This is a genomic window from Streptomyces sp. NPDC055400 (assembly GCF_053644375.1).
The window spans coordinates 1-23,981 of record NZ_JBSHLM010000008.1 but is presented as its reverse complement, the minus strand read 5'-3'; the positions used below and the strand labels follow the sequence as shown (position 1 = coordinate 23,981).

Here is a 23,981-nt window from a genome sequence, read left to right as displayed (position 1 = left end):
GGCATCCCCCTAGCCTCGGAGGCCACCCGACACAGGGTCAACGTGATGCGCGTGACACCAGGGCGGCGTGATGCACGGCACCCGGCGCGCGGCCGGACCGCCGATGAGTTCCCGCCGCCGCGCCGGTCTCCCTAGCGTGGCTGCTTCCCGACCTCCCGACCTGGCTCCCGCCGGCCCTCTGCGCCGCGGCGATGTGCCGCACCTGTGCGACCAGGTGCGCACGGCGTGCGCCCGCGCCCCCTCGCGCGACATCGTCTGCGACCTCGCGGCCGTCACCACGGCCGATCTCGCCACCGTGGACGCGCTCGCCCGGATGCAGCTCGCCGCCCGCAGAGCCGGGTCAGGACTGCGGCTGCGCGATCCGTCCCCGGCTCTGTGGGCCCTGCTTCAGTTGGTCGGCCTGCCCGGCCTAGGCGGGCTGGTCGTCGAGATGGAGCGGCAGGCCGAAGAGCGGGAAATAGCGCGCTGTGTCCAGGAAGCAGTGGAGTCCGGTGATCCGGCCCTCTGAGACCTCGAGGACCTGGACGGCCCACGGCGAGAACCCGCCCTTGTCCGGGTCGGGCTTGTAGTGGGCGAACGCGGGCGAGCCGTTGGCCTCGACGGGCACCAGCCGGCTGTCGGCACATGAGGCGCCGATCGTCGTCATGAAGCCCGTGATGTCCGGCGTGCCGCGCAGCCACAGGTCGAACGGCGGCATCGTCATGATGGCGTCCTCGGCGAGCAGCGCCGTGAGCGCCTTCATGTCGTAGCCCTCGAACGCGGCGACATAGCGCTCGAGGAGCGCCTGGTGCTCCTCGTCCAGCTCGCCGTCGGAGCCCTTCTTCTCGACCGGGGGCTCGGCGAGCGTGGCGCGGGCCCGCTGGAGCGCGCTGTTCACCGACGCCACCGAGGTGTCGAGGAGCTCGGCGACTTCCTGCGCCTTCCAGGCCAGGACCTCGCGCAGGATGAGCACGGCCCGCTGCTTGGCCGGGAGCTGCTGGAGCGCCGCCACGAACGCGAGCCGCACCGACTCCCGCGCCACCGCCGCCTCCGCCGGGTCGTGCACCGTCGGCAGCACGCGCGCGTCCGGCATCGGCTCCAGCCACACGTTGTCCGGCCGGGGTGTGAGCGCCGCCTGGGCGAGCGGCGCCGCCGCCGTCAGGTCCATCGGCCGGGCCCGCTTGTTGCCCGCGTTCAGCATGTCCAGGCAGACGTTCGTCGCGATGCGGTACAGCCAGGACCGCAGGCTGGAGCGGCCCTCGAACTTGTCGAAGCTGCGCCAGGCGCGGACCATCGTGTCCTGCACCGCGTCCTCGGCCTCGAAGGCCGAGCCCAGCATCCGGTAGCAGTACCCGGTCAGCTCGACCCGGTACTGCTCGAGACGGACGTCCAGCTCAGTGGTCGTCCCTGCGATGTCACTCATGTCCACACCCCGCCCTGCGGCTTCTGACAAGTCCCGAAAGTCCATGCAAGTCCCAGCACTTCGGAAGCTACCGCAGTGCACTGACAACGGCCCCCGGACCGGCGAAATGCGCCGGTCCGGGGGCCGTTGTCAGTAAGATCCGGGCGCGGTCAGTGCGCCGCCACGAGCGTCTGCCGCTGCTGCACCCGCGCCGCGTGCGAGCCCCACAGGGTCACCGACACGACGCCGAGCACCGCCACCAGGCCGAGGGCCACGGTCCCGGCCCAGCCACCCGCGTGGAAGGCCACCGCGCCGAGCGTGCCGCCCACGCTGGAGCCGATGTAGTACACGGACTGGTACAGCGCGGACGCCTGCGCCCGCCCGTGCGTCGCCGTGTGGCTGACCGAGGACGAGGCCACCGCGTGGCCCGCGAAGAAGCCGGCCGTGATCAGGACGAGGCCGAGCAGCACCATGACGAGCGCGTCGCCGAGCGAGAGCAGCAGCCCGGACGCCGTCGTGCCCACCGCCAGATACAGCGCCCCGCGCCGCCCGAGCCGCGCGACGAGCTTGCCGGCCGCGGCCGAGGAGACCGTACCCACCAGGTACACCAGGAAGATCGAGCCGATGATGCCCTGCGGGAGCGAGAACGGCGCGGCCGTGAGCCGGTAGCCGATCACCGTGTAGACGGCGCCGAAGACCGTCATGAACAGGGCACCGATCACGTACAGACGGCACAGGAGCGGGTTCGCGAGGTGGCCGCGCACCGTGCGGGCCAGGACCCGCGGCCGCAGCGAGCCCGGGGTGAAGTGCCGGGGCTGCGGCAGCAGCAGCCGGAACGCGACCGCGCACCCCACGGCGATCACGCCGATCGTGGCGACCGCCGCGCGCCAGCCCCACTCCTGCGCGACCCACCCGGTGATGACCCGGCCGCTCATCCCGCCGATGGAGTTGCCCGCCACGAACAGGCCGATCGCGGCGACCAGTGCCTTGGGCCGCACCTCCTCCGCGAGATACGCCATCGCGGAGGCCGGCAGACCGGCGAGCGCGGCGCCCTGGAGGGCCCGCAGCGCGATCAGCGCGCCGAGCGAGGGAGCGAAGGGCACGAGCAGGCCGACCGCGACCGCCACCGTCAGGGACGCCGTCATCACGGTGCGCCGTCCGAACCGCTCCGACAGGGCGCTCAGCGGCAGTACACACAGGGCGAGCGCGCCCGTCGCGCCGGAGACGGTCCAGCTCGCGGCGCTCGCGCTGGCGCCGAAGTCGGCGGAGACGAGGGGGAGCAGGGCCTGCGTGGAGTACAGGAGGGCGAAGGTCGCGACCCCGGCCAGGAAGAGGGCGAAGCTCATCCGGCGGTAACCGGGGCCGCCCGGGTTCAGACGGGTGTCGGGGGCTTCGGGGGACGACGGCTTACGGGCGGCGACCGCTTGGGTGGCGGCCGCCCCGCTACTGGCAGGAGGCATATCTCGAAGGTAGGCCTCCGTGTTTCATGCGTCCAATGCATGAAAACGCCATAATCAATCCCATGGCGCATAAGCAGAGCCCAGAGACTCGACTGTCACCGTCCAGTGACACAGAAGACATCGTGAGGACGCTCGCGCCCCGCCTGTCGTACTTCGCCGCGGTCGCCCGCACCGAGCACGTCACGCGGGCCGCGCACGAGCTGGAGATCCCCCAGTCGACGCTGTCGCGCGCCCTGGTCCGCCTCGAACAGGACCTCGGCGTGGAGCTGTTCGCGCGCCACGGCCGCACCGTCTCGCTCACCCCGGCGGGCCGTACCTTCCTCATGTCCGTCGACAGGGCGCTCGCCGAGGTCGGCCGCGCCGCCGAGTCCGTACGGGCCGACGCCGACCCCGCGTCGGGCAAGGTCGCCTTCGGCTTCCTGCACACCATGGGCTCCGAGACCGTCCCCGGCCTGATCCGCGCCTTCCGCGCCGACCACCCCCGTATCCGCTTCAGCCTCGTCCAGAACTACGGCGAGGCGATGCTGGAGCGCCTGCGCGCCGGCGAGCTCGACCTCTGCCTCACCTCGCCCGTCCCCGACGCGCCCGGCCTCGTCGCGCGCCGCCTCGACGAGCAGCGCCTGCGCCTGGTCGTCCCCGACGACCACCGCCTCGCGGGCCGCAAGCGCGTCCGCCTCGCGGAGGCGGCCGACGAGACGTTCGTGACCCTCGAACCCGGCTACGGGCTGCGCCGCATCACCGACGGCCTGTGCACGGAGGCGGGGTTCAAGCCGCGCATCGCCTTCGAGGGCGAGGAGACGGAGACCCTGCGCGGCCTCGTCGCGGCGGGCCTCGGTGTGGCGCTCCTGCCGCCACCGGCCGTACCGCGCCCGGGAGTTGTGGAGCTGACCGTGACCGGGCAGCGGGCGGTGCGCGAGATCGGCGTGGCCTGGCTCGACGGCCATCCGGACACCCCGCCCGTCGCGGCGTTCAAGAAGTTCCTGCTCTCCCGGCGCGGCAAGCTGCTCTCCGAGTGGACGCGCGCGCAGGAGTAGTCACCGCGCGGGCGACCTGCCGAAGCCCGAGGCCAGCGGCATCCGCAGCCCCAGCGGCGGCGGCGCGGCCAGCGCGTCCTGCAGCGGCCGCGAGAACGCCCGGCCGAAGAGCGAGCCGAGCACGAAGTCGCGGGACAGGGCGTGGACCTCGGTGCGGTGCTGGTGGAGCGCGTGGCCGTCGGAGTGGACCTCGAAGCGGCAGATGTCGCGGTTGGACTTCTTCGCGCGGGCGGCCAGGCGGAACGACAGCTCGGGATCCGTGCGCTCGTCGTTCGTGCCGTGCACGATCAGAACGCGGCGGCCCGCGAGCTGTTTCACCGGTTCGGGTGGCGCGGCGACGTCCTCCTCGGGCAGCCAAGGGGCAAGCGCGAGCACCGAGTTGACGGCGCTGTGCCCGCCCGCGCGCAGCGCCGCGCGGGCACCCATGTCGACCCCGACGAGGCAGACGGGGATGTCGCCGTAGCGCCGTACGGCTTCGTCCGCGGCCCAGTCGGCGTCGCGCGCGAGCTGTGCCTGCGCGCCGTTCCAGCCACGGCCGCGGTAGTGCACGACATGCGCCGCCAGGCCCTCCCGCCGTCCCTCGCGCACGAGGGCGCGCCCCAGGGTCCGTACGGCCGCCGAGGCCAGGGGTGACGGCCTGCGCGCGGAGGTCTCCTCACCCGCGGGAAGCAGCAGAACCACACCGCTCACCGTCGCGGGAACCGGCCCCATCGCCTTCCCGAGCCGGGCCTCACGGACCGTCGTCGCTTGCTGTCCCATGACAGAACAGTGTCAGAAGGCCCGGTGTACGCCACCCGTCCGCAGGGTCACCGTTACGTATCGACAGGCGGACGCCATCGAGTATCTACGCGCGTAGGCGTTAGAGTGCGGAAATGACGAGCCAGACCAGCGGAAACTCGCAGATTCCGACCCCCGAGCAGATCGTTCGCGCCCCCAAGGTGCTGCTGCACGACCACCTCGACGGCGGCCTTCGCCCCGGCACCATCGTCGAACTCGCCCTGGGCCAGGGCTACGAGAACCTCCCGGAGACCGATCCCGACAAGCTCGGCATCTGGTTCCGCGAGGCCGCCGACTCCGGCTCCCTCGAGCGCTACCTGGAGACCTTCGCCCACACCTGCGCCGTCATGCAGACCCGCGAGGCGCTGTTCCGGGTCGCCGCCGAGTGCGCCGAGGACCTCGCCGAGGACGGCGTCGTCTACGCCGAGATCCGCTACGCCCCCGAGCAGCACCTCGAACAGGGCCTCACCCTCGAAGAGGTCGTCGAGGCGGTCAACGAAGGCTTCCGGGAAGGCGAGCGCCGCGCCAGGGCCAACGGCCACCGCATCCGCGTGGGCGCCCTGCTCACCGCCATGCGGCACGCGGCCCGGGCCCTGGAGATCGCCGAACTCGCCAACCGCTATCGCGACTCCGAGGGCGGCGGTGTTGTCGGATTCGACATCGCGGGCGCGGAGGCCGGCTTCCCTCCCACCCGCCACCTCGACGCCTTCGAGTACCTCAAGCGCGAGAACAACCACTTCACGATCCACGCGGGCGAGGCCTTCGGCCTGCCCTCCATCTGGCAGGCCCTCCAGTGGTGCGGCGCCGACCGCCTCGGCCACGGCGTGCGGATCATCGACGACATCAAGGTCGAGGACGACGGCACGGTCACGCTCGGCCGTCTCGCCTCCTACGTACGCGACAAGCGCATCCCCCTGGAGATGTGCCCGAGCTCCAACCTCCAGACGGGCGCCGCCGACTCCTACGCGGACCACCCCATCGGCCTGCTCCGCAAGCTGCACTTCCGCACCACGGTGAACACCGACAACCGCCTCATGTCCGGCACCAGCATGAGCCGCGAATTCGAGCACCTGGTCGACGCATTCGGCTACACGCTCGACGACATGCAGTGGTTCACTGTCAATGCGATGAAATCAGCATTCATTCCTTTCGATGAACGACTGGCCATGATCAATGACGTCATCAAGCCGGGATATGCCGAGTTGAAATCCGAATGGCTGTTCCGTCGGACGGCCTCGACCAGGGGTTCTGTCGCCCAGTAGCGCATCTTTGTGCGAATCCGAAGCGGCCGGGAGTATTAACTCCCGGCCGCTTCTGCGTGCATTTCGCTGGTTGCGACACGCCCTGACACATGTTTACGGTCGTGAACCGCTCAAGCCCCCGTTCACGAGGACTCATTTCACAATGAAGCAGTCTGCTGTCAAGACCCTCGGTGTCGCCGCCCTCGGTGCCGCCTTCGCCGCCGCGGGCGCCGGTGCCGCGTCCGCCGCCCCCGCCCTCCCGGACGCGGGCTCCGCCCTGGACACCGTGACCAGCACGCTCCCCGCCGGGCAGGTCGCGCAGGTACTGCCCGCAGGCAGCACCGAGTCCCTCGCGCAAGGCCAGAAGGCCATCGGCGGTGGCCTGAACACCGCCGCCGAGAAGGTCCTCCCGACCGACGGCAGCAGCCCGGTCAGCGGCCTCATCGGCGGCCTGCCCGTCCACCAGCTGCCGGTGGCCAAGTCCCTGCCCATCGGCGGCTGACCCACCCGGCCGGCACACGCAGGACACACTGGAGGGGCGCACCCGCTCGCGCGGGGTGCGCCCCTCCTCGTCGTACGTCAGCCTGCCTCGTCGTACATCAGCCCGCGGATCCCGTCGTCACCACGCCTGGCGGACCTTGCCCTCGCTCGGCAGCAGGACCCACAGCGCGATGTACAGCAGGAACTGGGGACCGGGAAGCAGACACGAGAGCACGAAGATCACGCGCATCGTGGTCGCGGAGGTGCCGAAGCGCCTTGCCAGCGCTGCGCACACTCCGCCGATCATCCGTCCGTTCGTGGGGCGGGCCAGGGCGGTCATGGTGGGCTCCTTCGCGAACCGTAGCGGTGAGGCGCCCCCTTGGCCGGGACGGCCGGGACGTCTCTGATGGCTTCAAAGCTACGGTGACGAATCGGGCGAAGCGTCAGCTCACGGGGCGATGCCGACCCTGGAAATCGTCGGGGTCCGCCCCTGAGAGGGCTCCTCCCGGGGGAGGGCGGTGACCTCGGTCCTGCGGCGGAGCCTGCCCCTGAGAGTCGGCACCACGGCCGCGTGCGCGAGGGCCACGCCCAGCGTGTTCAGGAACAGCGAGTCGATGTCCACGACCTGCCCCGGCACCCCGGTCTGCAGCAGCTCGATGCCGAGCGAGAGCAGCGCTCCCGCGGCGACCGTACGCACCAGCGAACCCAGCGGCGAGACGACGAGCCGCCCTCCGACGACCGGAAGCAGCACCCCCAGAGGCGCGAGCAGCACCAGCTCCTTGCCGATGCGCCGCACCGCCTGGGCCGGACCGAGCGCGAGATCCGCCCTGATCCCGGCGAACGGGTGCAGGTTCGCGGCGCTGACCCACGGCACGTCCAGTGGTCGCAGCGTGATCCAGCAGACGAGAAGCAGATGCGCGGCAAGGAGGACTACCCCTGCCGTACGGAAGCGAATAGCGGCCTTGGAGCCGCCCGGGCGATGGCGCTGCACGCCCCCCTAGACGCGGACGGCGGGACGATCGGTTCCGCCTCGCCGGCGTCCGCCCGCGACAACCGCGCCCGCCCCCGTCAGCCGACCGTCTCGGCGGGCGCCGGCGCGAGCCCCGGCCGCGTCCGCATCTCCGGGGAGCAGTCGTACGCGCGCAGAGCGTCGTCACCCGGCCCGCCGAGCACGACCTTGTCGTCCTTTGCCGCGGCCCCGCCGTTCGCATACGTACACACGATCTGGGCCAGCGCGTACGGCGAGAGGTCGTCCGGCGGGACGCTCAGCCGCAGCGCGTTGTCCGGGTCACCCTTGCCCGGCCCCGAGACGGTCATCCCGGGCCTGACGTCCGTCGTGTACCCCGCCTGCCGCTCGGCTCCGCCCGGAGACTGCTCCAGCTCGTCGAGCAGCGCCTGCGCGAGCCGCACCCGGTCCGAGGTGCCCCGCCCCTTCGGCAGGGTCACCGTCCGGTCGACGCTCACCAGCTGCGACGTACAGACCAGATACACCTGCACGGCGAACTCGCCGCCCGTGCGCGACTCCAGATCCGGCTCCGAGAGCGTGCACGGCACCCGCGACGGCGCGGCCCCGAAGTCCGTCGGCACCTCCGTCGGCCTGATCCCGCACCCGGCGAGCAGCGCGGCGAGCACCGCCGCGCCCAGCACCGCGTCACGCCGTCCTGTCCTGCGTGCGGTCATCGCGCGCCGCCCTCCTCACCGGAACCGCCACCGTCGGCGCCCTCGGCCCCTTCTTCATCGGGTGGCAGCGTCAGCGGTGACGCGTCGAGCGGCAGCCGGAACGTGAACACGGCGCCGCCGTCAGGGGAGTTGGCGGCCGTGATCTCGCCGCCGTGGATGTGCGCGTTCTCCAGGGCGATCGAGAGACCGAGCCCGCTGCCCTCCGAACGCGGACGCGACGCGCTCGCCTTGTAGAACCGGTCGAAGACGTGCGGGAGCACGTCCTGCGGGATACCCGGCCCGTGGTCACGGACCTCGATCACCAGCTCCGAGTCCGCGAGCCGCACGGACACCCGCACCGGCGAGCCGCCGTGCTTGAGCGCGTTCCCGATCAGGTTCGCCATGATGACGTCGAGGCGGCGCGGGTCGATGCGGGCCATGATGCCGCGCTCCGCGTCCAGGTCCACCGCGTCGAGCCAGGCACGGGCGTCGATGCAGGCCGTGATCTGGTCGGCGATGTCGACCTGGTCGAGGACGAGCCGGGCGGTGCCCGCGTCGAAGCGGGTCACCTCCATGAGGTTCTCCACCAGGTCGTTCAGCCGGCGCGTCTCGCTCACCACGAGGCGCACGGCGGGCTCGATCATCGGGTCGACCGAACCGGTCTCCGCGTCGAGCTCCTCCTCAAGCACCTCCGTCACGGCGGTGATCGCCGTCAGCGGCGTACGCAGCTCGTGCGACATGTCGGCGACGAAGCGCCGCGACGCCTCCTCGCGCGCACTCATGTCGGCGACCTTCTTCTCCAGATTCTCCGCGGTCCTGTTGAACGTCCTGGAAAGGTCGGCCAGTTCATCCGTACCGGACACGCGCAGACGCGTGTCCAGCTTTCCTTCGCCGAGCCGCCGCGCCGCCCTCCCGAGCCGGTGCACCGGCTTGAGCACCGTCGTCGCCGCGGCCTGCGCGAGCAGCGCCGAACCGACCAGCGCGAGCGCCGTCGCGATCCCGAGCGACCAGGCGAGGGAGTTGAGATCCTTCGCCTCCGGCTCCAGGGACTTGAGCATGTAGCCCGTCGGCCCCCCGCCGATCACCCGCGCCCCACCGACCAGATACGGCGTGTCATTGCTGACGATCCGCTGCCAGTACAGGTGGTACGGGTGCTTGTTGCCGTCCGTGAGGGGCTGCTCCCTGTTCACCGCGTCCCGCAGCGAACGCGGCACCTCGGCCAGCGTGATCGCGTCCAGATCGGAGTTCCCGGCGATCCGCCGGCCGACGCTGTTCTCGGGGTTCTCGGAGTCGTCACTGATCAGCAGCACACTGAAGTGCTGGCTGCTGCTCGCCATCAGGTTCGCCGCATGCTGCAGCTCGCCCTGCGTCGGATGCTCGGGCAGTGCCGCGGCCCGGTTCTGCATCTCCTGCTGGAAGTCGCTGAGCGCCGCGTCCTGCGCCCGCGTCAGCACCGCCTCGCGGTTGAGCCAGTACGCGATCCCGGACGCCGACACCGCCGCGGTCAGCGCCACCAGGGCGAAGACGAGGACGAGCCGCAGCCGCAGGCTCGTGAAGCGCAGGCCCGCGAGTATCGCCTTCTTCGCCGCGGCCCACCCCCGCAGCCGGTCGTGCGCATCACTCACTGAGGCGTGTCCAGCCGGTAGCCGACCCCGCGCACCGTACGGATCAGCGTCGGCGACGACGGCACGTCCTCGACCTTCGCGCGCAGCCGCTGCACACACGCGTCGACGAGCCGCGAGTCACCGAGGTAGTCGTGCTCCCACACCAGACGCAGCAACTGCTGCCGCGACAGCGCCTGTCCCGGCCTGCGGCTCAGCTCGAGGAGCAACCGCAGCTCCGTGGGCGTCAGTTGGAGGTCCTCGCCGTTCTTCGTGACCGTCATCGCGGCCCGGTCGATGACGAGACTGCCGAACGACGCGGCGTCGTTGGCCTCCCGCTCGCCCCGCCGGAGCACCGCCCGGATCCGGGCGTCGAGCACCCGCCCCTGCACCGGTTTCACGACGTAGTCGTCGGCGCCGGACTCCAGCCCGACCACCACGTCGATGTCGTCACTGCGCGCCGTGAGCAGGATGATCGGCAGCTGGTCCGTGCGCCGGATGCGCCGGCACACCTCGAACCCGTCGATGCCGGGCAGCATCACATCCAGCACGATCAGGTCAGGCCGCTGCTCGCGCAGCAGCTTCAGACCGTCCTCGCCGGTGGCAGCGGTGGCAACCCGATGGCCCTGGCGCGTAAGGGACAGCTCCAGGGCCGTTCGGATGGCGTCGTCGTCCTCGATCAGCAACAGGGAAGGCACAGACGTCATTCTGTCCCATGGCACGGCTCAAGTTCGACCGTTGGAGCGCTCCCAAGCTCGTAATGAGGGGGCCTCGGGCCCCATCCACACACGACTCGCACACGCCCGGGCCCTGTGACAGGTCTGTGACAGTCGGCGGACACCGTCATGAAGTGGCCCGGGCAAGCTTTTGGACATCGCAAGGACGCAAGTCCTCGGCGGCCACGGGAAACCGAGACTCCACGACGGGGGGCGCGAGATGAACACGCTGCACAGCACCACCACTGGCGCAGTTGTCACACGTCTTCATGACGCTCTCGTGCGGAGTCCCGGTTCCGGGAAGCACGAGCTGTCCGGTGCCGTGAGCGGGCGGGGGTGCGCTCGCGGCACCGGGCGTCAGCACACCACGTACATGACGGTGGTTGACGCGAACCAGGCGGTATCCGACGGGGGAGCCGCGTACGGGGAGGAACCGGGGGAGCGGAAGAAGTCCCTGTCGGAAGCTGCAGATGCCGAAGCGGCGTTCACGGCCTACGTCCAGGAACGCCGCGCCTCCCTGTACGCAACCGCCTACCACCTGACCGGTGACCGGTTCGAGGCCGAGGACCTGCTCCAGAGCGCCCTCTTCTCGACGTACCGCGCCTGGGACAGGATCAGCGACAAGGCGGCGGTCGGGGGCTACCTCCGCCGCACCATGACCAATCTGCACATCAGCGCGTGGCGCCGCCGCAAGCTGAACGAGTACCCGACCGAGGAACTGCCGGAGACGGCGGGCGACACGGACGCGATGCGCGGCACGGAGCTGCGCGCGGTTCTCTGGCAGGCCCTGGCCCGCCTCCCCGAACTGCAGCGCACGATGCTCGTCCTGCGCTACTACGAGGGTCGTACGGACCCCGAGATCGCGGACATCCTCGACATCAGTGTCGGCACGGTGAAGTCGAGCATCTGGCGCTCCCTGCGCCGGCTGCGCGAGGACGAGGTCCTCAGCTTCGGCCGTGACCTGGAGGAGTCCTTCGGCGAGCTGGTGGCCTGAAGGCTGGGGGCGGGCCGTCGCTCCGGGGGGACGCGGCGGTTGTACGGGGGGAGCGGTACCGAGGGGATCACGGGGGATCTTCACGGGGGAACGAAGCGGGACCGGAGGGCCGGGGGGTCTCTCCGGTCCCGCTTTCATGTGTACGGGGTGTGCGGGGCGCTCACGCCTGGGCGCGGGCCTTCACGCACCGGCCCGCGGCGGCCGCGGCCAGGCGGCCGAGGGCTTCTTCCTTGCCGCACGCGTGCGCGCCGAGCGCCGTCTGGCGGGCCACGATGCCGCGCTCCGCGCGCATCAGGCGCCAGCCGCGGCGCAGCAGGAACGGCACGGACTTGCGGCCCTCCCTGAGGTCCCGCAGCAGCCGGCGGCGGAACGTCGTGGATGGACGCCCGCGCAGGCACAGCGCGTCGGCCAGCAGCCCGAGGTCCCGGCAGCGCTCCACGATGTCCGCGGCGAAAATGCCCTCCGCGATGAACAGGGGCGTGCGCTCGATGTCGAGCGTCTCCTCGCCCACGCGCGCGCTGATCGCGATGTCGTAGACGGGAACGCGGGTGCGGCCCGTGCGGCACAGCTCCGCGATCGCGGCGACGGCCGTCTCCGTGTCCCAGGAGCGGGGCGAGTCCCAGTCGATGTCCGAGCTGCCCGGCACCTGCGGCAGCGTCGGGTCGCCGGCCTCCTTGTAGAAGTCGTCCAGGCACAGCACGGGAAGCCCGGAGCGGGACGCGAACGACGACTTGCCGGAGCCGGAAGGACCTGCCAGCAGGACGACCCGGGTCGGTATCGGGGGATGGGAACTCACGAGACACCAGTGTGAGGCATCCCCGCCCCCGGTGGACCCCGCGGGTCGGCCTTTGTGGCACGGCCGCGCCTCAACTACGTTGCGTACGCGTACGATTACTCGATCTGCGGCGGCGGGCCAACCGGCGCCGGTACCGGAAACGGGCGGCACTTCACGGCACGACACACAGCGAAGAAGTCCTCGGCGGCCCAGCGTGCGCTCCTGCGCGCGATACGCAGGGGCATTCTGCGCGGGGCGTGGGCGCCCGTCGCGCGCTTCGAGGGCCGCGCTCAGGGCCTTGACATGCTCCTCGGGCACGGAGAGACGGAGGAGCCCGCCGCCCCCGGGCTCCGGCGAATCCGGGGCCCGGTAGGCGAGGCCGGTCCACTCGCCCTGCCGGCCGCTCCGTGGTGACCTCGCGGCGAACTGCCGCCGCACGGTGCCGCCCGGCTCGACGCGCAGGGCGGGGCCGCCCCGGCGCAGCAGATACAGCGGGGCTCCGGCCAGGACCACGGCGTGGGCGCGTACGGGCTTCGCGTCCTCGGCCGGGTACCAGTCGCAGGGGATACGGGCGGGCCGCCCCGCCCGTATGCGGCGGGTCAGGCGGCGGCCCGCCACGTGGCGAAGGACGCTCAGGGCGAAGCCGGCGACGAACACGGCCGCGATGAGAAGGACCTCGCGCAGGATGTCGGACATGGGCGGGCAGGCTCCGGGCGCTACGGGGACGAGGGCCCGCGGCGTCGGGGCCGGGCCTGAGAATGCCAGGGCGCGGACGCTGTGCGAAGACCCCGCCCGCTCCCGGACGGGGGAGGGACGGGGCCTTCGGTAGGGGTGGCGCGGTGCGGCTCAGTACGAGGAGCCGGAGGCGCCCAGCGACCCGGTCGGGTGCCAGACGGTCTTGATCTCCAGGAAGGAGGTCAGACGGCCGGTGCCGGGGTCGGCCGACCAGTCGCTGTCCACGGCCTGGGGGCGGCGCACGCGCTTGAGATTGTCCGCCGCGGCGATCTCCAGGTCACGGGCCAGGTCGGCGTCCGCGCCGGTCAGATCGATGGCGTTGACGTCCTGGTGCGCGGCCAGCGAAGGGGCGATCTCCGCCGCCCTTCCCGACAGCACGTTCACGACGCCGCCCGGCAGGTCGGAGGTGGCGAGCACCTCGCCGAGCGACAGGGCGGGCAGCGGAGCCGTCCCGCTCGCGATCACGACGGCCGTGTTGCCCGTCGCGATCACCGGGGCGATCACCGAGACCAGGCCCAGGAACGACGACTTCTGCGGGGCCAGCACGGCCACCACTCCGGTCGGCTCGGGCGTGGACAGGTTGAAGAACGGGCCCGCGACGGGGTTGGCCCCGCCCACGACCTGTCCGATCTTGTCCGTCCAGCCCGCGTACCAGACCCACCGGTCGATCGCGGCGTCCACGACCGCCGCCGCCTTGGACTTCGACAGGCCCTCGGCGTCCGCCACTTCGTGGATGAACTGGTCCCGGCGGCCTTCCAGCATCTCGGCCACGCGGTACAGCACCTGCCCGCGGTTGTACGCCGTCGCGCCCGCCCAGCCGCCGAACGCCTTGCGCGCCGCCACGACCGCGTCGCGCGCGTCCTTCCTGGAGGACAGCGGTGCGTTGGCCAGCCACTTGCCCTTGGAGTCCGCCACCTCGTACACCCGGCCGCTCTCGGAACGCGGGAACTTCCCGCCGACGTACAGCTTGTAGGTCTTGAAGACACTCAGCCGCCCGGCGGCGGAGCCGCCCTTTTCTGCACTGCGCTCAGACATCGAGGTACGCCTCCAGGCCGTGGCGGCCGCCTTCGCGGCCGAAGCCCGACTCCTTGTAGCCGCCGAACGGCGAGGTCGGATCGAACTTGTTGAACGTGTTGGCCCAGACGACGCCCGCCCGGAGCTTGTTCGCGACAGAGAGGATGCGCGAGCCCTTCTCCGTCCAGATGCCGGCCGAGAGCCCGTACTGGGTGTTGTTCGCCTTGGCGACGGCCTCCTCCGGCGTGCGGAACGTGAGGACCGAAAGGACCGGGCCGAAGATCTCGTCGCGGGCGATGGTGTGCGCCTGGGTGACGTTCGTGAAGAGCGTCGGGGCGAACCAGTAGCCGCTGTCCGGAAGTTCGCACGGCGCCGACCAGCGCTCAGCGCCCTCGTCCTCGCCCGTCTGTGCCAGTGCCTTGATCCTCGCGAGCTGCTCCGCGGAGTTGATCGCGCCGATGTCGGTGTTCTTGTCCATGGGGTCGCCCAGGCGGAGGGTGGTGAGGCGGCGCTTCAGCGCGTCCAGCACCTCGTCCGCCACCGACTCCTGGACCAGGAGGCGCGAGCCCGCGCAGCAGACCTGGCCCTGGTTGAAGAAGATGCCCGTGACGATGCCCTCGACCGCCTGGTCGACGGGCGCGTCGTCGAAGACGATGTTCGCGCCCTTGCCGCCCAGTTCGAGCGTGACCTTCTTGTCCGTGCCGGCCACCTGGCGGGCGATCGCCTTGCCGACTGCCGTCGAGCCGGTGAAGGCGACCTTGTTCACGTCGGGGTGTGCCGTGAGGGCCGCGCCCGCGTCCCCGTAGCCCGGGAGGATGTTCACCACGCCCTTGGGCAGGCCCGCCTGGCGGCAGATGTCCGCGAAGAACAGGGCCGAGAGAGGGGTCGTCTCGGCGGGCTTCAGGACCACCGTGTTGCCGGTCGCGAGGGCCGGGGCGATCTTCCAGGCCAGCATCAGGAGCGGGAAGTTCCACGGGATGACCTGGCCCGCGACGCCCAGCGGCGCCGGGTTCGGGCCGAAGCCGGCGTGGCCGAGCTTGTCCGCCCAGCCCGCGTAGTAGAAGAAGTGCGCCGCCACCAGGGGGAGGTCCGCGTCGCGGGTCTCCTTGATCGGCTTGCCGTTGTCCAGCGTCTCCAGGACCGCGAGCTCGCGGCTGCGCTCCTGGATGATCCGCGCGATCCGGAACAGGTACTTCGCGCGCTCCGCGCCCGGCAGTGCCGACCACTTCTCGAACGCCTTGCGGGCGGCCTTCACCGCGCGGTCCACGTCCGCCTCGCCCGCCTGGGCGATCTCGGAGAGGACCTCCTCCGTCGACGGGCTCACCGTCTTGAAGACCTTGCCGTCGGCCGCCTCGGCGAACTCGCCGTCGATGAACAGGCCGTAGCTGGGGGCGATGTCGACGACGGAGCGGGACTCCGGTGCGGGTGCGTACTCGAACGTCATGGGTCAGTCCACCGTCACGTAGTCGGGGCCGGAGTAGCGGCCGGTGCTCAGCTTCTGACGCTGCATCAACAGGTCGTTGAGCAGGCTCGAGGCGCCGAAGCGGAACCAGTGGTTGTCCAGCCAGTCGCCTCCGGCGGTCTCGTTGACCAGCACGAGGAACTTGAGCGCGTCCTTGGTCGTGCGGATGCCTCCGGCGGGCTTCACGCCTACCTGTACGCCCGTCTGCTCGCGGAAGTCACGTACCGCCTCCAGCATGAGCAGTGTGTTGGCCGGGGTGGCGTTCACCCCGACCTTGCCGGTGGACGTCTTGATGAAGTCCGCCCCGGCCATCATGCCCAGCCAGCTCGCTCGCCGGATGTTGTCGTACGTCGACAGCTCGCCCGTCTCGAAGATGACCTTCAGGCGCGCGGCGCCCGAGGCCTCCTTCACGGCGACGATCTCCTCGTACACCTTCAGGTAGTGGCCCGCGAGGAACGCTCCGCGGTCGATGACCATGTCGATCTCGTCCGCGCCGGCGGCGACCGCCTCGCGGACGTCCCCGAGCTTCACCTCCAGGGCGGCGCGGCCCGCCGGGAACGCGGTGGCCACGGAGGCGACCTTCACGTCACTCCCGGCCACGGCCTCCTTGGCCGTCGCCACCATGTCCGGATAGACGCAGACGGCGGCTGTGCGGGGAGTCGTACGGTCGGTGGGGTCCGGGTGCACGGCCTTCGCGCCGAGCGCGCGGACCTTGCCGGCTGTGTCGGCGCCTTCGAGGGTCGTCAGGTCGATCATCGAGATCGCCAGGTCGATGGCGTACGCCTTGGCCGTGGTCTTGATCGACCGCGTGCCTAGGGACGCGGCGCGAGCCTCCAGGCCGACCGTGTCGACCCCGGGCAGCCCGTGGAGGAAGCGACGCAGCGAACGGTCCGAGGCGACCGCGTCGGCGAATGCGGGTGCGGGTGCAGTGGGCATGGTCACGAGGGGAGCATATCTACGCGCGTAGCTGCTGTACAGGGGGAGGGGGAGTGGCGGGTCTCTGTGGTGGGTTCCGGTGCGGGTTCGGGTGCGGGCTGCTTCGTTGTCGGGTGCGGGCTCGGTGCGGCATGTCGGCGAGCTGATTGCCTGTACGTGGTGCTGGTGGCTCCGCGCGCACATGCCCCCTCGTCCCCTCCCGTCTCGTGCGCGGCTGACCGCCGGTGGGACTTCCGCTGCCGCCGTGCCGGTCTCCGTCTCGTCGGCTGATCGCTGGTGGGGGTCACGGGTGTGCCGGGGCCTGGTGGTTGTTCTCAGGCTGTGATGAACGTCCTTGTCGGCTTCAGGCATCATCGGAGTATGAAGACCCCGGAATCCCAGCGCTCCGTCACGCGACCCGTGGCCGCGGAGCGGGCCTACCGTTCTCCCGCCGGTATCGCAGGTGGCGCCCTGCTGCTCGTGATGGGGGCCTGGCTCGGTTTCGACGCCCTGGTAAATGGCGACGCACGCACCGCCTGGCTGGCCGTCGCGGCGCTGCTTTTTGTCGTGCCGCTCGTCGTCGCGTTCACGGTCCGGCCCGCGGTGTACGCGAATGAGGACCGGCTGCGCGTTCGTAATCCGTTCCGTGTGATCACCCTGCCCTGGGCGTCCGTCGCCGATGTGCGGGCCGGCTACTCCAGCGAGGTCTTCACCGAGGGCGGGGACAAGTACCAGCTCTGGGCCATCCCGGTCTCCATGCGCGCCCGTAAGAAGGCCAACCGGGCGGCGGGCGGGCGTAACGGCCGCGGCCCGAAGGGGGACGCCGATTCCTTGCCTCGTAAGGCCGCCGGTGATCAGTCCTTGGACGAGATCCGCGAGCTGGCCCGGGACCGCGCCGACCGTCCGTCCGCCCAGGGCGAGCCCTCGATCCGCTGGGCCTACGAGATTGTTGTGCCTGCGGTCGTGGGTGCGGTTCTGATGGCCGTGCTGGTCGTTATCGGCTGAGCTTCGGGCGTAGGTATCGGGAAAGGCCGGGGTCGGTTTTCGACCTCGGCCTTTCGCTTGCCTTTTCTAGATTCCCGCCGCTGTCGACAGGTCTTGCTTGATTGCGTTCAGCACCCGCGTGCCCTCCGCTCGGGCGGAGGGGAGGTCCGAGCGGTTCGCCACGGGGATTACCGCTTCCAAGTAGCACTTCAGCTTGGGCTCTGTGCCGCTCGGGCGGACGATGACCCGGGCCCGGTACTCGCCGTCCAGCGTGTAGCGGAGGCCGTCCGTGGGCGGGAGCGTCGCCGTGCCGTGGGTGAGGTCCTCCGCCTTCACCACCGGGAGGCCCGCCAGTTCCGTCGGCGGTGTTTCGCGGAGCGCGGTCATCGCCTTCGCGATGATCGTGAGGTCCTCGACCCGTACCGAGAGCTGGTCCGTCGCGTGCAGACCGTGGGCCACCGCCAGGTCGTCGAGTGCGTCCAGGAGGGTGCGGCCGTCTTCCTTGAGCGTCGAGGCCAGTTCGGTGACCAGCAGCGCCGCCGTGATGCCGTCCTTGTCCCTTACGCCCTCGGGGTCCACGCAGTAGCCGAGCGCCTCCTCGTAGCCGTAGCGCAGGCCGTCCACCCGGGCGATCCACTTGAAGCCCGTCAGGGTCTCCTCGTAAGGGAGGCCGGCTGCTTCGGCGATACGGCCGAGCAGGGAGGACGAGACGATCGACTCCGCGAACACGCCTCTTGCCCCGCGTGCCACCAGGTGGGCCGCCAGCAGCGCGCCCACCTCGTCGCCTCGCAGCATCCGCCAGTCTTCGTTGTCCTTCACGGCTACTGCGCAGCGGTCCGCGTCCGGGTCGTTCGCGATGATCAGGTCGGGGGCGGCTTCCACGGCTGTCGCGAAAGCCAGGTCCATCGCGCCCGGCTCTTCCGGGTTCGGGAACGCCACCGTCGGGAAGTCCGGGTCCGGGTCCGCCTGCTCGGCCACGAGGGCCGGCTCGGGGAAGCCCGCTCGTGCGAACGCGGCGAGCAGGGTGTCCTTGCCGACGCCGTGCATCGCCGTGTAGACCGTGCGCGCCGTGCGCGGGGAGTCCGGGGACAGGACCGCGTCCGTGCGGGCCAGGTAGGCCTCCAGGACGTCCTCGCCGAGCGTTTCCCAGCCGGAGTCCGGGCGGGGTACGTCGTGGAGGGCGCGGATCGCCGCGATCTCGGACGCGATCCCGGCGTCCGCGGGCGGCACGATCTGGGAGCCGTCGCCCAGGTAGACCTTGTAGCCGTTGTCGCGGGGCGGGTTGTGGCTGGCCGTGACCTCCACGCCCGCGACCGCGCCCAGGTGCCGTATGGCGAAGGCCAGGACCGGGGTGGGCAGCGGGCGCGGCAGTACCGCGGCGCGCAGGCCGGCGCCCGTCATGACGGCCGCCGTGTCCCGCGCGAAGTCCGCCGACTTGTGGCGCGCGTCGTACCCGACGACGACCAGGCCGCCCGCCTCGCCCTTGCTCCTGAGGTACGCCGCGAGGCCCGCCGCCGCGCGGATGACCACGGAGCGGTTCATCCGCATGGGGCCCGCGCCGAGCTCGCCGCGCAGGCCTGCGGTGCCGAACTGGAGTGTGCCGGCGAAGCGCTCGGCGAGCGTCGCGGTGTCGGCGCTCCCGATGAGCTTCGTCAGCTCCTCGCGGGTCTCCGGGTCGGGGTCCTCGGCCAGCCAGGCCTCGGCCCTGGCGAGCAGTTCGGTGTCCTGCAAGGTCACGGTTCGTCCAGCCTCTCGCGTGTCGCTACGGGATCAGATGCGGTCCAGGACCTTGCCCAGGAGCTCGCCCATGCGGGTGGCGGAGTCGCGGCCGGCCTGGAGCACCTCTTCGTGGTTGAGGGGCTCGCCCGTCATGCCTGCCGCCAGGTTCGTGACGAGGGAGATGCCGAGCACCTCGGCGCCCGCCTCGCGGGCCGCGATGGCCTCGAGGACCGTCGACATGCCGACGAGGTCCGCGCCGATCGTGCGGGCCATGCGGATCTCGGCCGGCGTCTCGTAGTGCGGGCCCGGGAACTGCGCGTAGACGCCCTCTTCGAGAGAGGGGTCGATCTCCTTGCACAGGGCGCGCAGGCGCGGGGAGTACAGGTCCGTGAGGTCGACGAAGTTCGCGCCGACGATCGGCGACGTCGCCGTGAGGTTCAGGTGGTCGCTGATCAGGACCGGCTGACCGGGGCGCATGCCCTCGCGCAGGCCGCCGCAGCCGTTGGTCAGGACGATCGTCTTGCAGCCTGCGGCGACGGCGGTGCGGACGCCGTGTGCGACGGAGGCCACGCCTCGGCCCTCGTAGTAGTGCGTGCGGCCGAGGAAGACGAGGGCGCGCTTGTCACCGATCTTGTACGAGCGGATCTTTCCGCCGTGGCCCTCCACGGCCGGCGGCGGGAAGCCGGGCAGCTCGGTGACGGGGAACTCGGCCTCGGGGGTGCCGAGGGCGTCCACGGCCGGTGCCCAGCCGGAGCCCATCACGAGGGCGACGTCGTGGGTGTCGGCGCCCGTGAGCTCGCGCAGGCGCGAGGCGGCGGCGTCGGCGGCGACCCGGGGATCGAATCGGGTAGCGCCCTGGATGTTGTCCGGAGTAACAGATGCGTTCACGCGATCGAGGGTAGCCGGTTCGGTCCTACGCGCGTAGATGACAGACCTCACGGGAATGCGATCGTTGTCTTGTCGTTTCCGACGAAGCCCGCTCAGCAGGGGTGCTTGCGCAGTTCCATCACGTAGTCGTGCGGGGCTCCGGCCGACTCCGCCGCGTCCGCCAGCTCGCCGAGATAGCGGGCCGAGGGGAAGCCGCCCTCGTACCCGTTGAGCACGTACACCCAGGCGGGTTCCTCACCCTCCAGCGTGTCCACGCGTACGCGCATGCGCCGGTAGATGTCGAGCCCCACGCCCTCCCAGCGGTCCATGGAGTCCTCGTCCATCGGCGCGATGTCGTACAGCGCGACGAAGACCTGGGAGCGGGGCGCCTCGACGAGGGTCGCGAGCGCGCCTTCCCAGCCCATGTGCTCGCCCCCGAACGTCAGCCGCCAGCCGCTGAGCCAGCCCGTCGCGCGCATCGGCGAGTGCGGTGCGCGGCGCGTCATCAGCCGCGCGTCGAGATTGCTTGCGTATGCGGCGTAGAGCGACATGTGGTCGAGGGTACGGCAGGTGCGGCCGGGGTCTCTCCTGTAACACAAGACCCCTCCGACGTGGGACGCGCACGGACGGAGGCCCCCGGGGCGAAAGCACTTGAAGCGTGCGGGACAATGGAGTACGTGACTCGGATCGTGATCATCGGTGGCGGACCTGGCGGATATGAGGCGGCCCTCGTGGCTGCCCAGCTCGGCGCGGAGGTGACCGTCGTCGACTGCGACGGCCTGGGCGGGGCGTCGGTGCTCACCGACTGCGTCCCGTCCAAGACCCTGATCGCGACGGCCGAGGTGATGACCACCTTCGACTCGTCGTACGAGGAGCTGGGGATCATCGTCGCCGACGACACCCCGCACATCGACAGCCCCGCGCGGGTCGTCGGTGTGGACCTCGGCAAGGTCAACCGGCGTGTGAAGCGCCTCGCGCTCGCCCAGTCCCACGACATCACCGCGTCCGTCACCCGGGCCGGCGCCCGCGTGATGCGCGGCCGCGGCCGCCTGGAAGGCCAGCAGGCCGCCGACGGCTCCCGCAAGGTCGTCGTGCGCACCGCCGACGGCAGCGAGGAGACCCTCACCGCCGACGCCGTCCTGATCGCCACCGGCGGCCACCCGCGCGAGGTGCCCGACGCCCAGCCCGACGGCGAGCGCATCCTCAACTGGACCCAGGTCTACGACCTCGACGAGCTCCCCGAGGAACTCATCGTGGTCGGTTCCGGTGTCACCGGCGCCGAGTTCGCCGGCGCCTACCAGGCCCTCGGCTCGCGCGTCACCCTCGTGTCCAGCCGCGACCGCGTCCTGCCCGGCGAGGACCCGGACGCCGCCGCCGTCCTCGAGGACGTCTTCCGCCGGCGCGGCATGAACGTCATGGCCCGCTCGCGCGCCCAGTCCGCCAAGCGCGTCGGCGACCGCGTCGAGGTCACCCTCTCCGACGGCCGGGTCATCTCCGGCACCCACTGCCTGATGGCCGTCGGCGCCATCCCGAACAGCAGCGGGATGGGCCTGGAGGAGGCCGGGGTCAAGCTCAAGGACTCCGGGCACATCTGGACCGACAAGGTCTCCAGGACCACCGCTCCCGGCGTGTACGCCGCCGGTGACGTGACCGGCGTCTTCGCGCTCGCCTCCGTGGCCGCCATGCAGGGCCGCATCGCCGTCTACCACTTCCTCGGCGACGCGGTGGCCCCGCTGAACCTCAAGACGGTCTCCTCGAACGTCTTCACCGACCCCGAGATCGCCACGGTCGGCTACACGCAGGCCGACGTGGACGCCGGGAAGATCGAAGCCCGCGGGGTGAAGCTGCCGCTGCTGCGCAACCCGCGCGCCAAGATGCAGGGCATCCGCGACGGCTTCGTCAAGATCTTCTGCCGGCCCGGCACGGGCATCGTGGTGGGCGGTGTGGTCGTCGCCCCGCGGGCGAGCGAGCTGATCCATCCCATCTCGATCGCGGTCGACAACAACCTGACGGTCGAGCAGATCGCGAAGGCGTTCACCGTGTACCCGTCACTTTCGGGCTCGATCGCCGAAGTGGCGCGTCAGCTGCACACGCGGAAGACGGCCGACGAAGCCTGACGGCCGCGCTTTCACCGGATACGATCAACTTCCCGCAGGTCACAGCCTGTTGCCGCCCATGCGGCGGGCATAGGCGCGGGAGATAGGCGCCTATACCACTTCCTGCCGTTCCGTGCGAACAACTTCTGTTATTCGGCGCATACTGCTGAAAGCAGACGGTCGTTGGGGTTACTGTCAGTTTCGTGTTCGCTGCAGAACGTCGTCAATTGATCCTCGAAATGGTGCGGGCCAATGGAGCGGTATCGCTCCGGGAGCTCGCCCGCGTCGTCCAGACCTCCGAAGTGACCGTACGGCGGGACGTGCGCGCACTGGAGGCAGAAGGACTCCTCGACCGCCGGCATGGCGGTGCGGTATTGCCGGGCGGATTCACGCGGGAGTCCGGCTTTCCGCAGAAGTCACATCTCGCGACCGCAGAGAAGACGGCCATCGCCGACCTCGCCGCGGGCCTCGTCGAAGAAGGCGAAGCCATTGTGGTGGGAGCGGGTACGACCACGCAGGAGCTGGCTCGCCGGCTCGCGCGCGTCCCCGGGCTGACCGTCGTCACCAACTCCCTTCTGGTGGCACAGGCGTTGGCCCATGCCAACAGGGTCGAGGTCGTCATGACGGGCGGCACTCTGCGCGGTTCCAACTACGCACTCGTGGGCAGCGGGGCCGAGCAGTCCCTCCAGGGACTCAGAGTCACCCGCGCCTTCCTCTCCGGCAGTGGTCTGACCGCCGAACGCGGCCTCTCCACCTCCAACATGCTGTCGGCCTCGGTCGACCGCGCGCTGGTGCAGGCCGCGGCCGAGGTCGTCGTCCTCGCCGACCACTCCAAGCTCGGCACCGACACGATGTTCCAGACGGTGCCGACCGATGTGATCACGCGCCTCGTGACGGACGAACCGCCCGGCCACGACGACCGCGCCGTCACCGAACTCCAGGCACTCGCCGACCAGGGGGTGCAGATCGCGATCGCCGGAGCCTCGGCGACCGGAACCGGGCCGGCGGGGGGAGATCCCGTCCCGGCGCGGCAGGCGCGCCGGGACGTACCTCTGCCGGGCCAGCGCCGCACCCAGCTCCCGGGCGGCCCCCAGCTGCGCAGCGCTTCCGCCCTCGACCAGGCACCCCCTGAGCGCGCGGCAAGGGTGGCCGACCTCCGGCGGCGCTGAGCCCTTCTCGGAACGGCTGCGGTTTTCGGGGGCCGGCCGACGGCCGTGGGGCGCGGTCCTAGCCCGCTGTGATGCCTCGCAGCGTCAGCCGTAGCAGCCGGTCCGCCAGCTCCGGGTCGTCCGGGGTCTCCTCCGCCGCCAGCGCGATCGCGTTGGTCAGCTGCAGCAGATCGCCGATCGACACGTCCGCGCGTACGGCACCTGCCCGCTGCGCCCTGGACAGCAGGGCCTGGCCCGCCTCGCGCATCGGCGTACTGCACCGCGACAGGGCCGAACCGGCGTCGTGCGACGCCGACATGAGGGCACGTGAGAGCCCGCGGTACTCACCCGCATGAGTGATGATGTCGCGCAGCCATGCCACGAGCGCCGAGCATGGCTGCGGGTCCGCCAGCAGCGCCCGCGAGCGCGCCAGCAGATCGTTCACCGCGTCCTCGAAGACCGCGCTCATCAGCGCGTGCCGGTTCGGGAAGTGCCGGTAGAGCGTCCCGATGCCGACGCCCGCGCGCCGCGCCACGTCCTCCAGGGACGCGCCCGTGCCGTGCTCCGCGAACGCCGTACGCGCCTGTGCGAGCAGTCGCTCGTAGTTCCGGCGTGCGTCGGCCCGCATGGGGCGTACGAAAGGGGCCGGGCGGGGCCGGTCCGTCTGGTCCGTGCCGGTCGTCATCGGTCCTCCCTGGTCGTGCGCGCGCTCTCCAGGATGCCTGATCGCGCGACGGCCGGAGCACGGACCGGAACAACGCGCACGCCCGGTGGACCGTCTTCCGGTCCGCCGGGCGTGCGCGTCAGATGCTCCGACCGCGGATCAGGTCAGTCCTTGATCTCGCAGATGGTGGCGCCGGAGGTGATGGAGGCGCCGATCTCGGCGGTGAGGCCCTTGATGGTGCCGGTGCGGTGGGCGTTGA

General features: G+C 71.1%; 24 protein-coding genes. 8 read left to right on the top strand and 16 right to left on the bottom strand.

Annotated elements, in window-relative coordinates:
• The first annotated feature begins 136 nt into the window (after positions 1 to 136).
• A complete protein-coding gene (locus ACWIGU_RS21580) occupies positions 137 to 508 on the top strand; it encodes an STAS domain-containing protein (RefSeq protein ID WP_454403139.1) in 372 nt (123 codons plus the stop codon).
• Here the strand turns inward: ACWIGU_RS21580 and ACWIGU_RS21575 are convergent.
• Entirely contained in the window at positions 410 to 1,402 is a 993-nt protein-coding gene (locus ACWIGU_RS21575) for a sigma-70 family RNA polymerase sigma factor (RefSeq protein WP_454403137.1), read from the bottom strand. The genes ACWIGU_RS21580 and ACWIGU_RS21575 overlap by 99 nt on opposite strands.
• 149 nt (positions 1,403 to 1,551) lie before the next feature.
• Positions 1,552 to 2,841, bottom strand: a complete 1,290-nt coding sequence (locus ACWIGU_RS21570) for an MFS transporter (RefSeq protein WP_454403135.1) — start codon at positions 2,839 to 2,841, stop codon at positions 1,552 to 1,554.
• A 62-nt stretch (positions 2,842 to 2,903) separates the two neighbouring features.
• Here ACWIGU_RS21570 and ACWIGU_RS21565 point away from each other — a divergent pair, with 62 nt between their 5' ends.
• Positions 2,904 to 3,875 carry a LysR family transcriptional regulator gene (locus ACWIGU_RS21565; protein WP_454403133.1) on the top strand — a complete coding sequence of 324 codons (972 nt, stop codon included), beginning with the start codon at positions 2,904 to 2,906 and terminating at the stop codon, positions 3,873 to 3,875.
• On the opposite strand, the gene ACWIGU_RS21560 is transcribed toward ACWIGU_RS21565, so the two are convergent.
• Positions 3,876 to 4,634: an alpha/beta hydrolase gene (locus tag ACWIGU_RS21560; RefSeq protein WP_454403131.1), complete on the bottom strand. Its 759-nt coding sequence runs from the start codon at positions 4,632 to 4,634 to the stop codon at positions 3,876 to 3,878.
• Positions 4,635 to 4,747: 113 nt separating this feature from the next.
• On the opposite strand from ACWIGU_RS21560, the gene ACWIGU_RS21555 reads away from it, so the two are divergent.
• Complete coding sequence (locus ACWIGU_RS21555; protein WP_454403129.1) at positions 4,748 to 5,914, top strand: adenosine deaminase; 1,167 nt, start codon at positions 4,748 to 4,750, stop codon at positions 5,912 to 5,914.
• Between the two features lie 142 nt (positions 5,915 to 6,056).
• Complete coding sequence (locus ACWIGU_RS21550; RefSeq protein WP_454403127.1) at positions 6,057 to 6,395, top strand: ATP-binding protein; 339 nt, start codon at positions 6,057 to 6,059, stop codon at positions 6,393 to 6,395.
• 117 nt (positions 6,396 to 6,512) lie between these two features.
• Here ACWIGU_RS21550 and ACWIGU_RS21545 read toward each other — a convergent pair whose 3' ends face one another.
• The 5 genes from ACWIGU_RS21545 to afsQ1 all read right to left on the bottom strand — a co-directional run bounded on the left by ACWIGU_RS21545 (position 6,513) and on the right by afsQ1 (position 10,331).
• Positions 6,513 to 6,713, bottom strand: a complete 201-nt coding sequence (locus tag ACWIGU_RS21545) for a PspC domain-containing protein (RefSeq protein WP_454403125.1) — start codon at positions 6,711 to 6,713, stop codon at positions 6,513 to 6,515.
• Positions 6,714 to 6,821: 108 nt separating this feature from the next.
• On the bottom strand, positions 6,822 to 7,364 hold the full coding sequence (locus ACWIGU_RS21540) for a VanZ family protein (RefSeq protein ID WP_454403123.1): 543 nt from the start codon (positions 7,362 to 7,364) through the stop codon (positions 6,822 to 6,824).
• Positions 7,365 to 7,441: 77 nt separating this feature from the next.
• On the bottom strand, positions 7,442 to 8,053 hold the full coding sequence (locus ACWIGU_RS21535; RefSeq protein WP_454403121.1) for a hypothetical protein: 612 nt from the start codon (positions 8,051 to 8,053) through the stop codon (positions 7,442 to 7,444).
• Positions 8,050 to 9,657: an ATP-binding protein gene (locus ACWIGU_RS21530; protein ID WP_454403120.1), complete on the bottom strand. Its 1,608-nt coding sequence runs from the start codon at positions 9,655 to 9,657 to the stop codon at positions 8,050 to 8,052. Before ACWIGU_RS21530 ends, ACWIGU_RS21535 begins: the two co-directional genes overlap by 4 nt.
• A complete protein-coding gene (gene afsQ1 / locus ACWIGU_RS21525; protein ID WP_030682803.1) occupies positions 9,654 to 10,331 on the bottom strand; it encodes a two-component system response regulator AfsQ1 in 678 nt (225 codons plus the stop codon). The genes ACWIGU_RS21530 and afsQ1 overlap by 4 nt, the downstream gene beginning before the upstream one ends.
• Before the next feature lie 238 nt (positions 10,332 to 10,569).
• On the opposite strand from afsQ1, the gene ACWIGU_RS21520 reads away from it, so the two are divergent.
• Positions 10,570 to 11,343: a SigE family RNA polymerase sigma factor gene (locus ACWIGU_RS21520; RefSeq protein ID WP_454403117.1), complete on the top strand. Its 774-nt coding sequence runs from the start codon at positions 10,570 to 10,572 to the stop codon at positions 11,341 to 11,343.
• A 160-nt stretch (positions 11,344 to 11,503) separates the two neighbouring features.
• On the opposite strand, the gene ACWIGU_RS21515 is transcribed toward ACWIGU_RS21520, so the two are convergent.
• The 4 genes from ACWIGU_RS21515 to deoC form a co-directional block, all read right to left on the bottom strand.
• Entirely contained in the window at positions 11,504 to 12,139 is a 636-nt protein-coding gene (locus ACWIGU_RS21515) for a uridine kinase family protein (RefSeq protein WP_454403647.1), read from the bottom strand.
• An 825-nt stretch (positions 12,140 to 12,964) separates the two neighbouring features.
• On the bottom strand, positions 12,965 to 13,888 hold the full coding sequence (locus ACWIGU_RS21510; RefSeq protein WP_454403115.1) for an aldehyde dehydrogenase family protein: 924 nt from the start codon (positions 13,886 to 13,888) through the stop codon (positions 12,965 to 12,967).
• Complete coding sequence (locus ACWIGU_RS21505) at positions 13,881 to 15,311, bottom strand: aldehyde dehydrogenase family protein (protein WP_454403113.1); 1,431 nt, start codon at positions 15,309 to 15,311, stop codon at positions 13,881 to 13,883. Before ACWIGU_RS21505 ends, ACWIGU_RS21510 begins: the two co-directional genes overlap by 8 nt.
• A gap of 3 nt (positions 15,312 to 15,314) precedes the next feature.
• Positions 15,315 to 16,265, bottom strand: coding sequence for a deoxyribose-phosphate aldolase (gene deoC / locus ACWIGU_RS21500; RefSeq protein ID WP_356282091.1), 951 nt, complete (start codon positions 16,263 to 16,265; stop codon positions 15,315 to 15,317).
• A 360-nt stretch (positions 16,266 to 16,625) separates the two neighbouring features.
• On the opposite strand from deoC, the gene ACWIGU_RS21495 reads away from it, so the two are divergent.
• Positions 16,626 to 17,249 carry a PH domain-containing protein gene (locus tag ACWIGU_RS21495; protein WP_454403111.1) on the top strand — a complete coding sequence of 208 codons (624 nt, stop codon included), beginning with the start codon at positions 16,626 to 16,628 and terminating at the stop codon, positions 17,247 to 17,249.
• Positions 17,250 to 17,315: 66 nt separating this feature from the next.
• Here ACWIGU_RS21495 and ACWIGU_RS21490 read toward each other — a convergent pair whose 3' ends face one another.
• From ACWIGU_RS21490 to ACWIGU_RS21480, 3 genes are all read right to left on the bottom strand, one after another.
• Positions 17,316 to 18,959 carry a phospho-sugar mutase gene (locus ACWIGU_RS21490; RefSeq protein WP_454403646.1) on the bottom strand — a complete coding sequence of 548 codons (1,644 nt, stop codon included), beginning with the start codon at positions 18,957 to 18,959 and terminating at the stop codon, positions 17,316 to 17,318.
• 39 nt (positions 18,960 to 18,998) lie between these two features.
• A complete protein-coding gene (locus ACWIGU_RS21485; protein ID WP_356281816.1) occupies positions 18,999 to 19,835 on the bottom strand; it encodes a purine-nucleoside phosphorylase in 837 nt (278 codons plus the stop codon).
• 92 nt (positions 19,836 to 19,927) lie between these two features.
• The gene (locus ACWIGU_RS21480) at positions 19,928 to 20,365 is read right to left on the bottom strand and encodes a gamma-glutamylcyclotransferase (RefSeq protein ID WP_100594702.1); all 438 of its coding nucleotides are present in this window, start codon (positions 20,363 to 20,365) and stop codon (positions 19,928 to 19,930) included.
• Between the two features lie 117 nt (positions 20,366 to 20,482).
• On the opposite strand from ACWIGU_RS21480, the gene ACWIGU_RS21475 reads away from it, so the two are divergent.
• Together ACWIGU_RS21475 and ACWIGU_RS21470 are read left to right on the top strand one after the other, a co-directional pair.
• Positions 20,483 to 21,931: an NAD(P)H-quinone dehydrogenase gene (locus ACWIGU_RS21475; RefSeq protein ID WP_356281812.1), complete on the top strand. Its 1,449-nt coding sequence runs from the start codon at positions 20,483 to 20,485 to the stop codon at positions 21,929 to 21,931.
• Positions 21,932 to 22,113: 182 nt separating this feature from the next.
• Positions 22,114 to 23,079 (top strand): DeoR/GlpR family DNA-binding transcription regulator, encoded by a 966-nt coding sequence (locus tag ACWIGU_RS21470; protein ID WP_399971234.1) that lies wholly within the window; start codon positions 22,114 to 22,116, stop codon positions 23,077 to 23,079.
• Positions 23,080 to 23,137: 58 nt separating this feature from the next.
• On the opposite strand, the gene ACWIGU_RS21465 is transcribed toward ACWIGU_RS21470, so the two are convergent.
• On the bottom strand, positions 23,138 to 23,686 hold the full coding sequence (locus ACWIGU_RS21465; RefSeq protein ID WP_454403645.1) for a TetR/AcrR family transcriptional regulator: 549 nt from the start codon (positions 23,684 to 23,686) through the stop codon (positions 23,138 to 23,140).
• Positions 23,687 to 23,981: the final 295 nt, after the last annotated feature.

What these genes read in the sequence shown, in the direction of transcription:
- ACWIGU_RS21575 (WP_454403137.1), bottom strand. Translation starts at nt 1,402, where the DNA reads ATGAGTGACATCGCAGGGACGACCACTGAGCTGGACGTCCGTCTCGAG.
- ACWIGU_RS21570 (WP_454403135.1), bottom strand. Translation starts at nt 2,841, where the DNA reads ATGCCTCCTGCCAGTAGCGGGGCGGCCGCCACCCAAGCGGTCGCCGCC.
- ACWIGU_RS21565 (WP_454403133.1), top strand. Translation starts at nt 2,904, where the DNA reads ATGGCGCATAAGCAGAGCCCAGAGACTCGACTGTCACCGTCCAGTGAC.
- ACWIGU_RS21560 (WP_454403131.1), bottom strand. Translation starts at nt 4,634, where the DNA reads ATGGGACAGCAAGCGACGACGGTCCGTGAGGCCCGGCTCGGGAAGGCG.
- ACWIGU_RS21555 (WP_454403129.1), top strand. Translation starts at nt 4,748, where the DNA reads ATGACGAGCCAGACCAGCGGAAACTCGCAGATTCCGACCCCCGAGCAG.
- ACWIGU_RS21550 (WP_454403127.1), top strand. Translation starts at nt 6,057, where the DNA reads ATGAAGCAGTCTGCTGTCAAGACCCTCGGTGTCGCCGCCCTCGGTGCC.
- ACWIGU_RS21545 (WP_454403125.1), bottom strand. Translation starts at nt 6,713, where the DNA reads ATGACCGCCCTGGCCCGCCCCACGAACGGACGGATGATCGGCGGAGTG.
- ACWIGU_RS21535 (WP_454403121.1), bottom strand. Translation starts at nt 8,053, where the DNA reads ATGACCGCACGCAGGACAGGACGGCGTGACGCGGTGCTGGGCGCGGCG.
- ACWIGU_RS21520 (WP_454403117.1), top strand. Translation starts at nt 10,570, where the DNA reads ATGAACACGCTGCACAGCACCACCACTGGCGCAGTTGTCACACGTCTT.
- ACWIGU_RS21510 (WP_454403115.1), bottom strand. Translation starts at nt 13,888, where the DNA reads ATGTCTGAGCGCAGTGCAGAAAAGGGCGGCTCCGCCGCCGGGCGGCTG.
- ACWIGU_RS21505 (WP_454403113.1), bottom strand. Translation starts at nt 15,311, where the DNA reads ATGACGTTCGAGTACGCACCCGCACCGGAGTCCCGCTCCGTCGTCGAC.
- deoC (WP_356282091.1), bottom strand. Translation starts at nt 16,265, where the DNA reads ATGCCCACTGCACCCGCACCCGCATTCGCCGACGCGGTCGCCTCGGAC.
- ACWIGU_RS21495 (WP_454403111.1), top strand. Translation starts at nt 16,626, where the DNA reads ATGAAGACCCCGGAATCCCAGCGCTCCGTCACGCGACCCGTGGCCGCG.
- ACWIGU_RS21480 (WP_100594702.1), bottom strand. Translation starts at nt 20,365, where the DNA reads ATGTCGCTCTACGCCGCATACGCAAGCAATCTCGACGCGCGGCTGATG.
- ACWIGU_RS21475 (WP_356281812.1), top strand. Translation starts at nt 20,483, where the DNA reads ATGGAGTACGTGACTCGGATCGTGATCATCGGTGGCGGACCTGGCGGA.
- ACWIGU_RS21465 (WP_454403645.1), bottom strand. Translation starts at nt 23,686, where the DNA reads ATGCGGGCCGACGCACGCCGGAACTACGAGCGACTGCTCGCACAGGCG.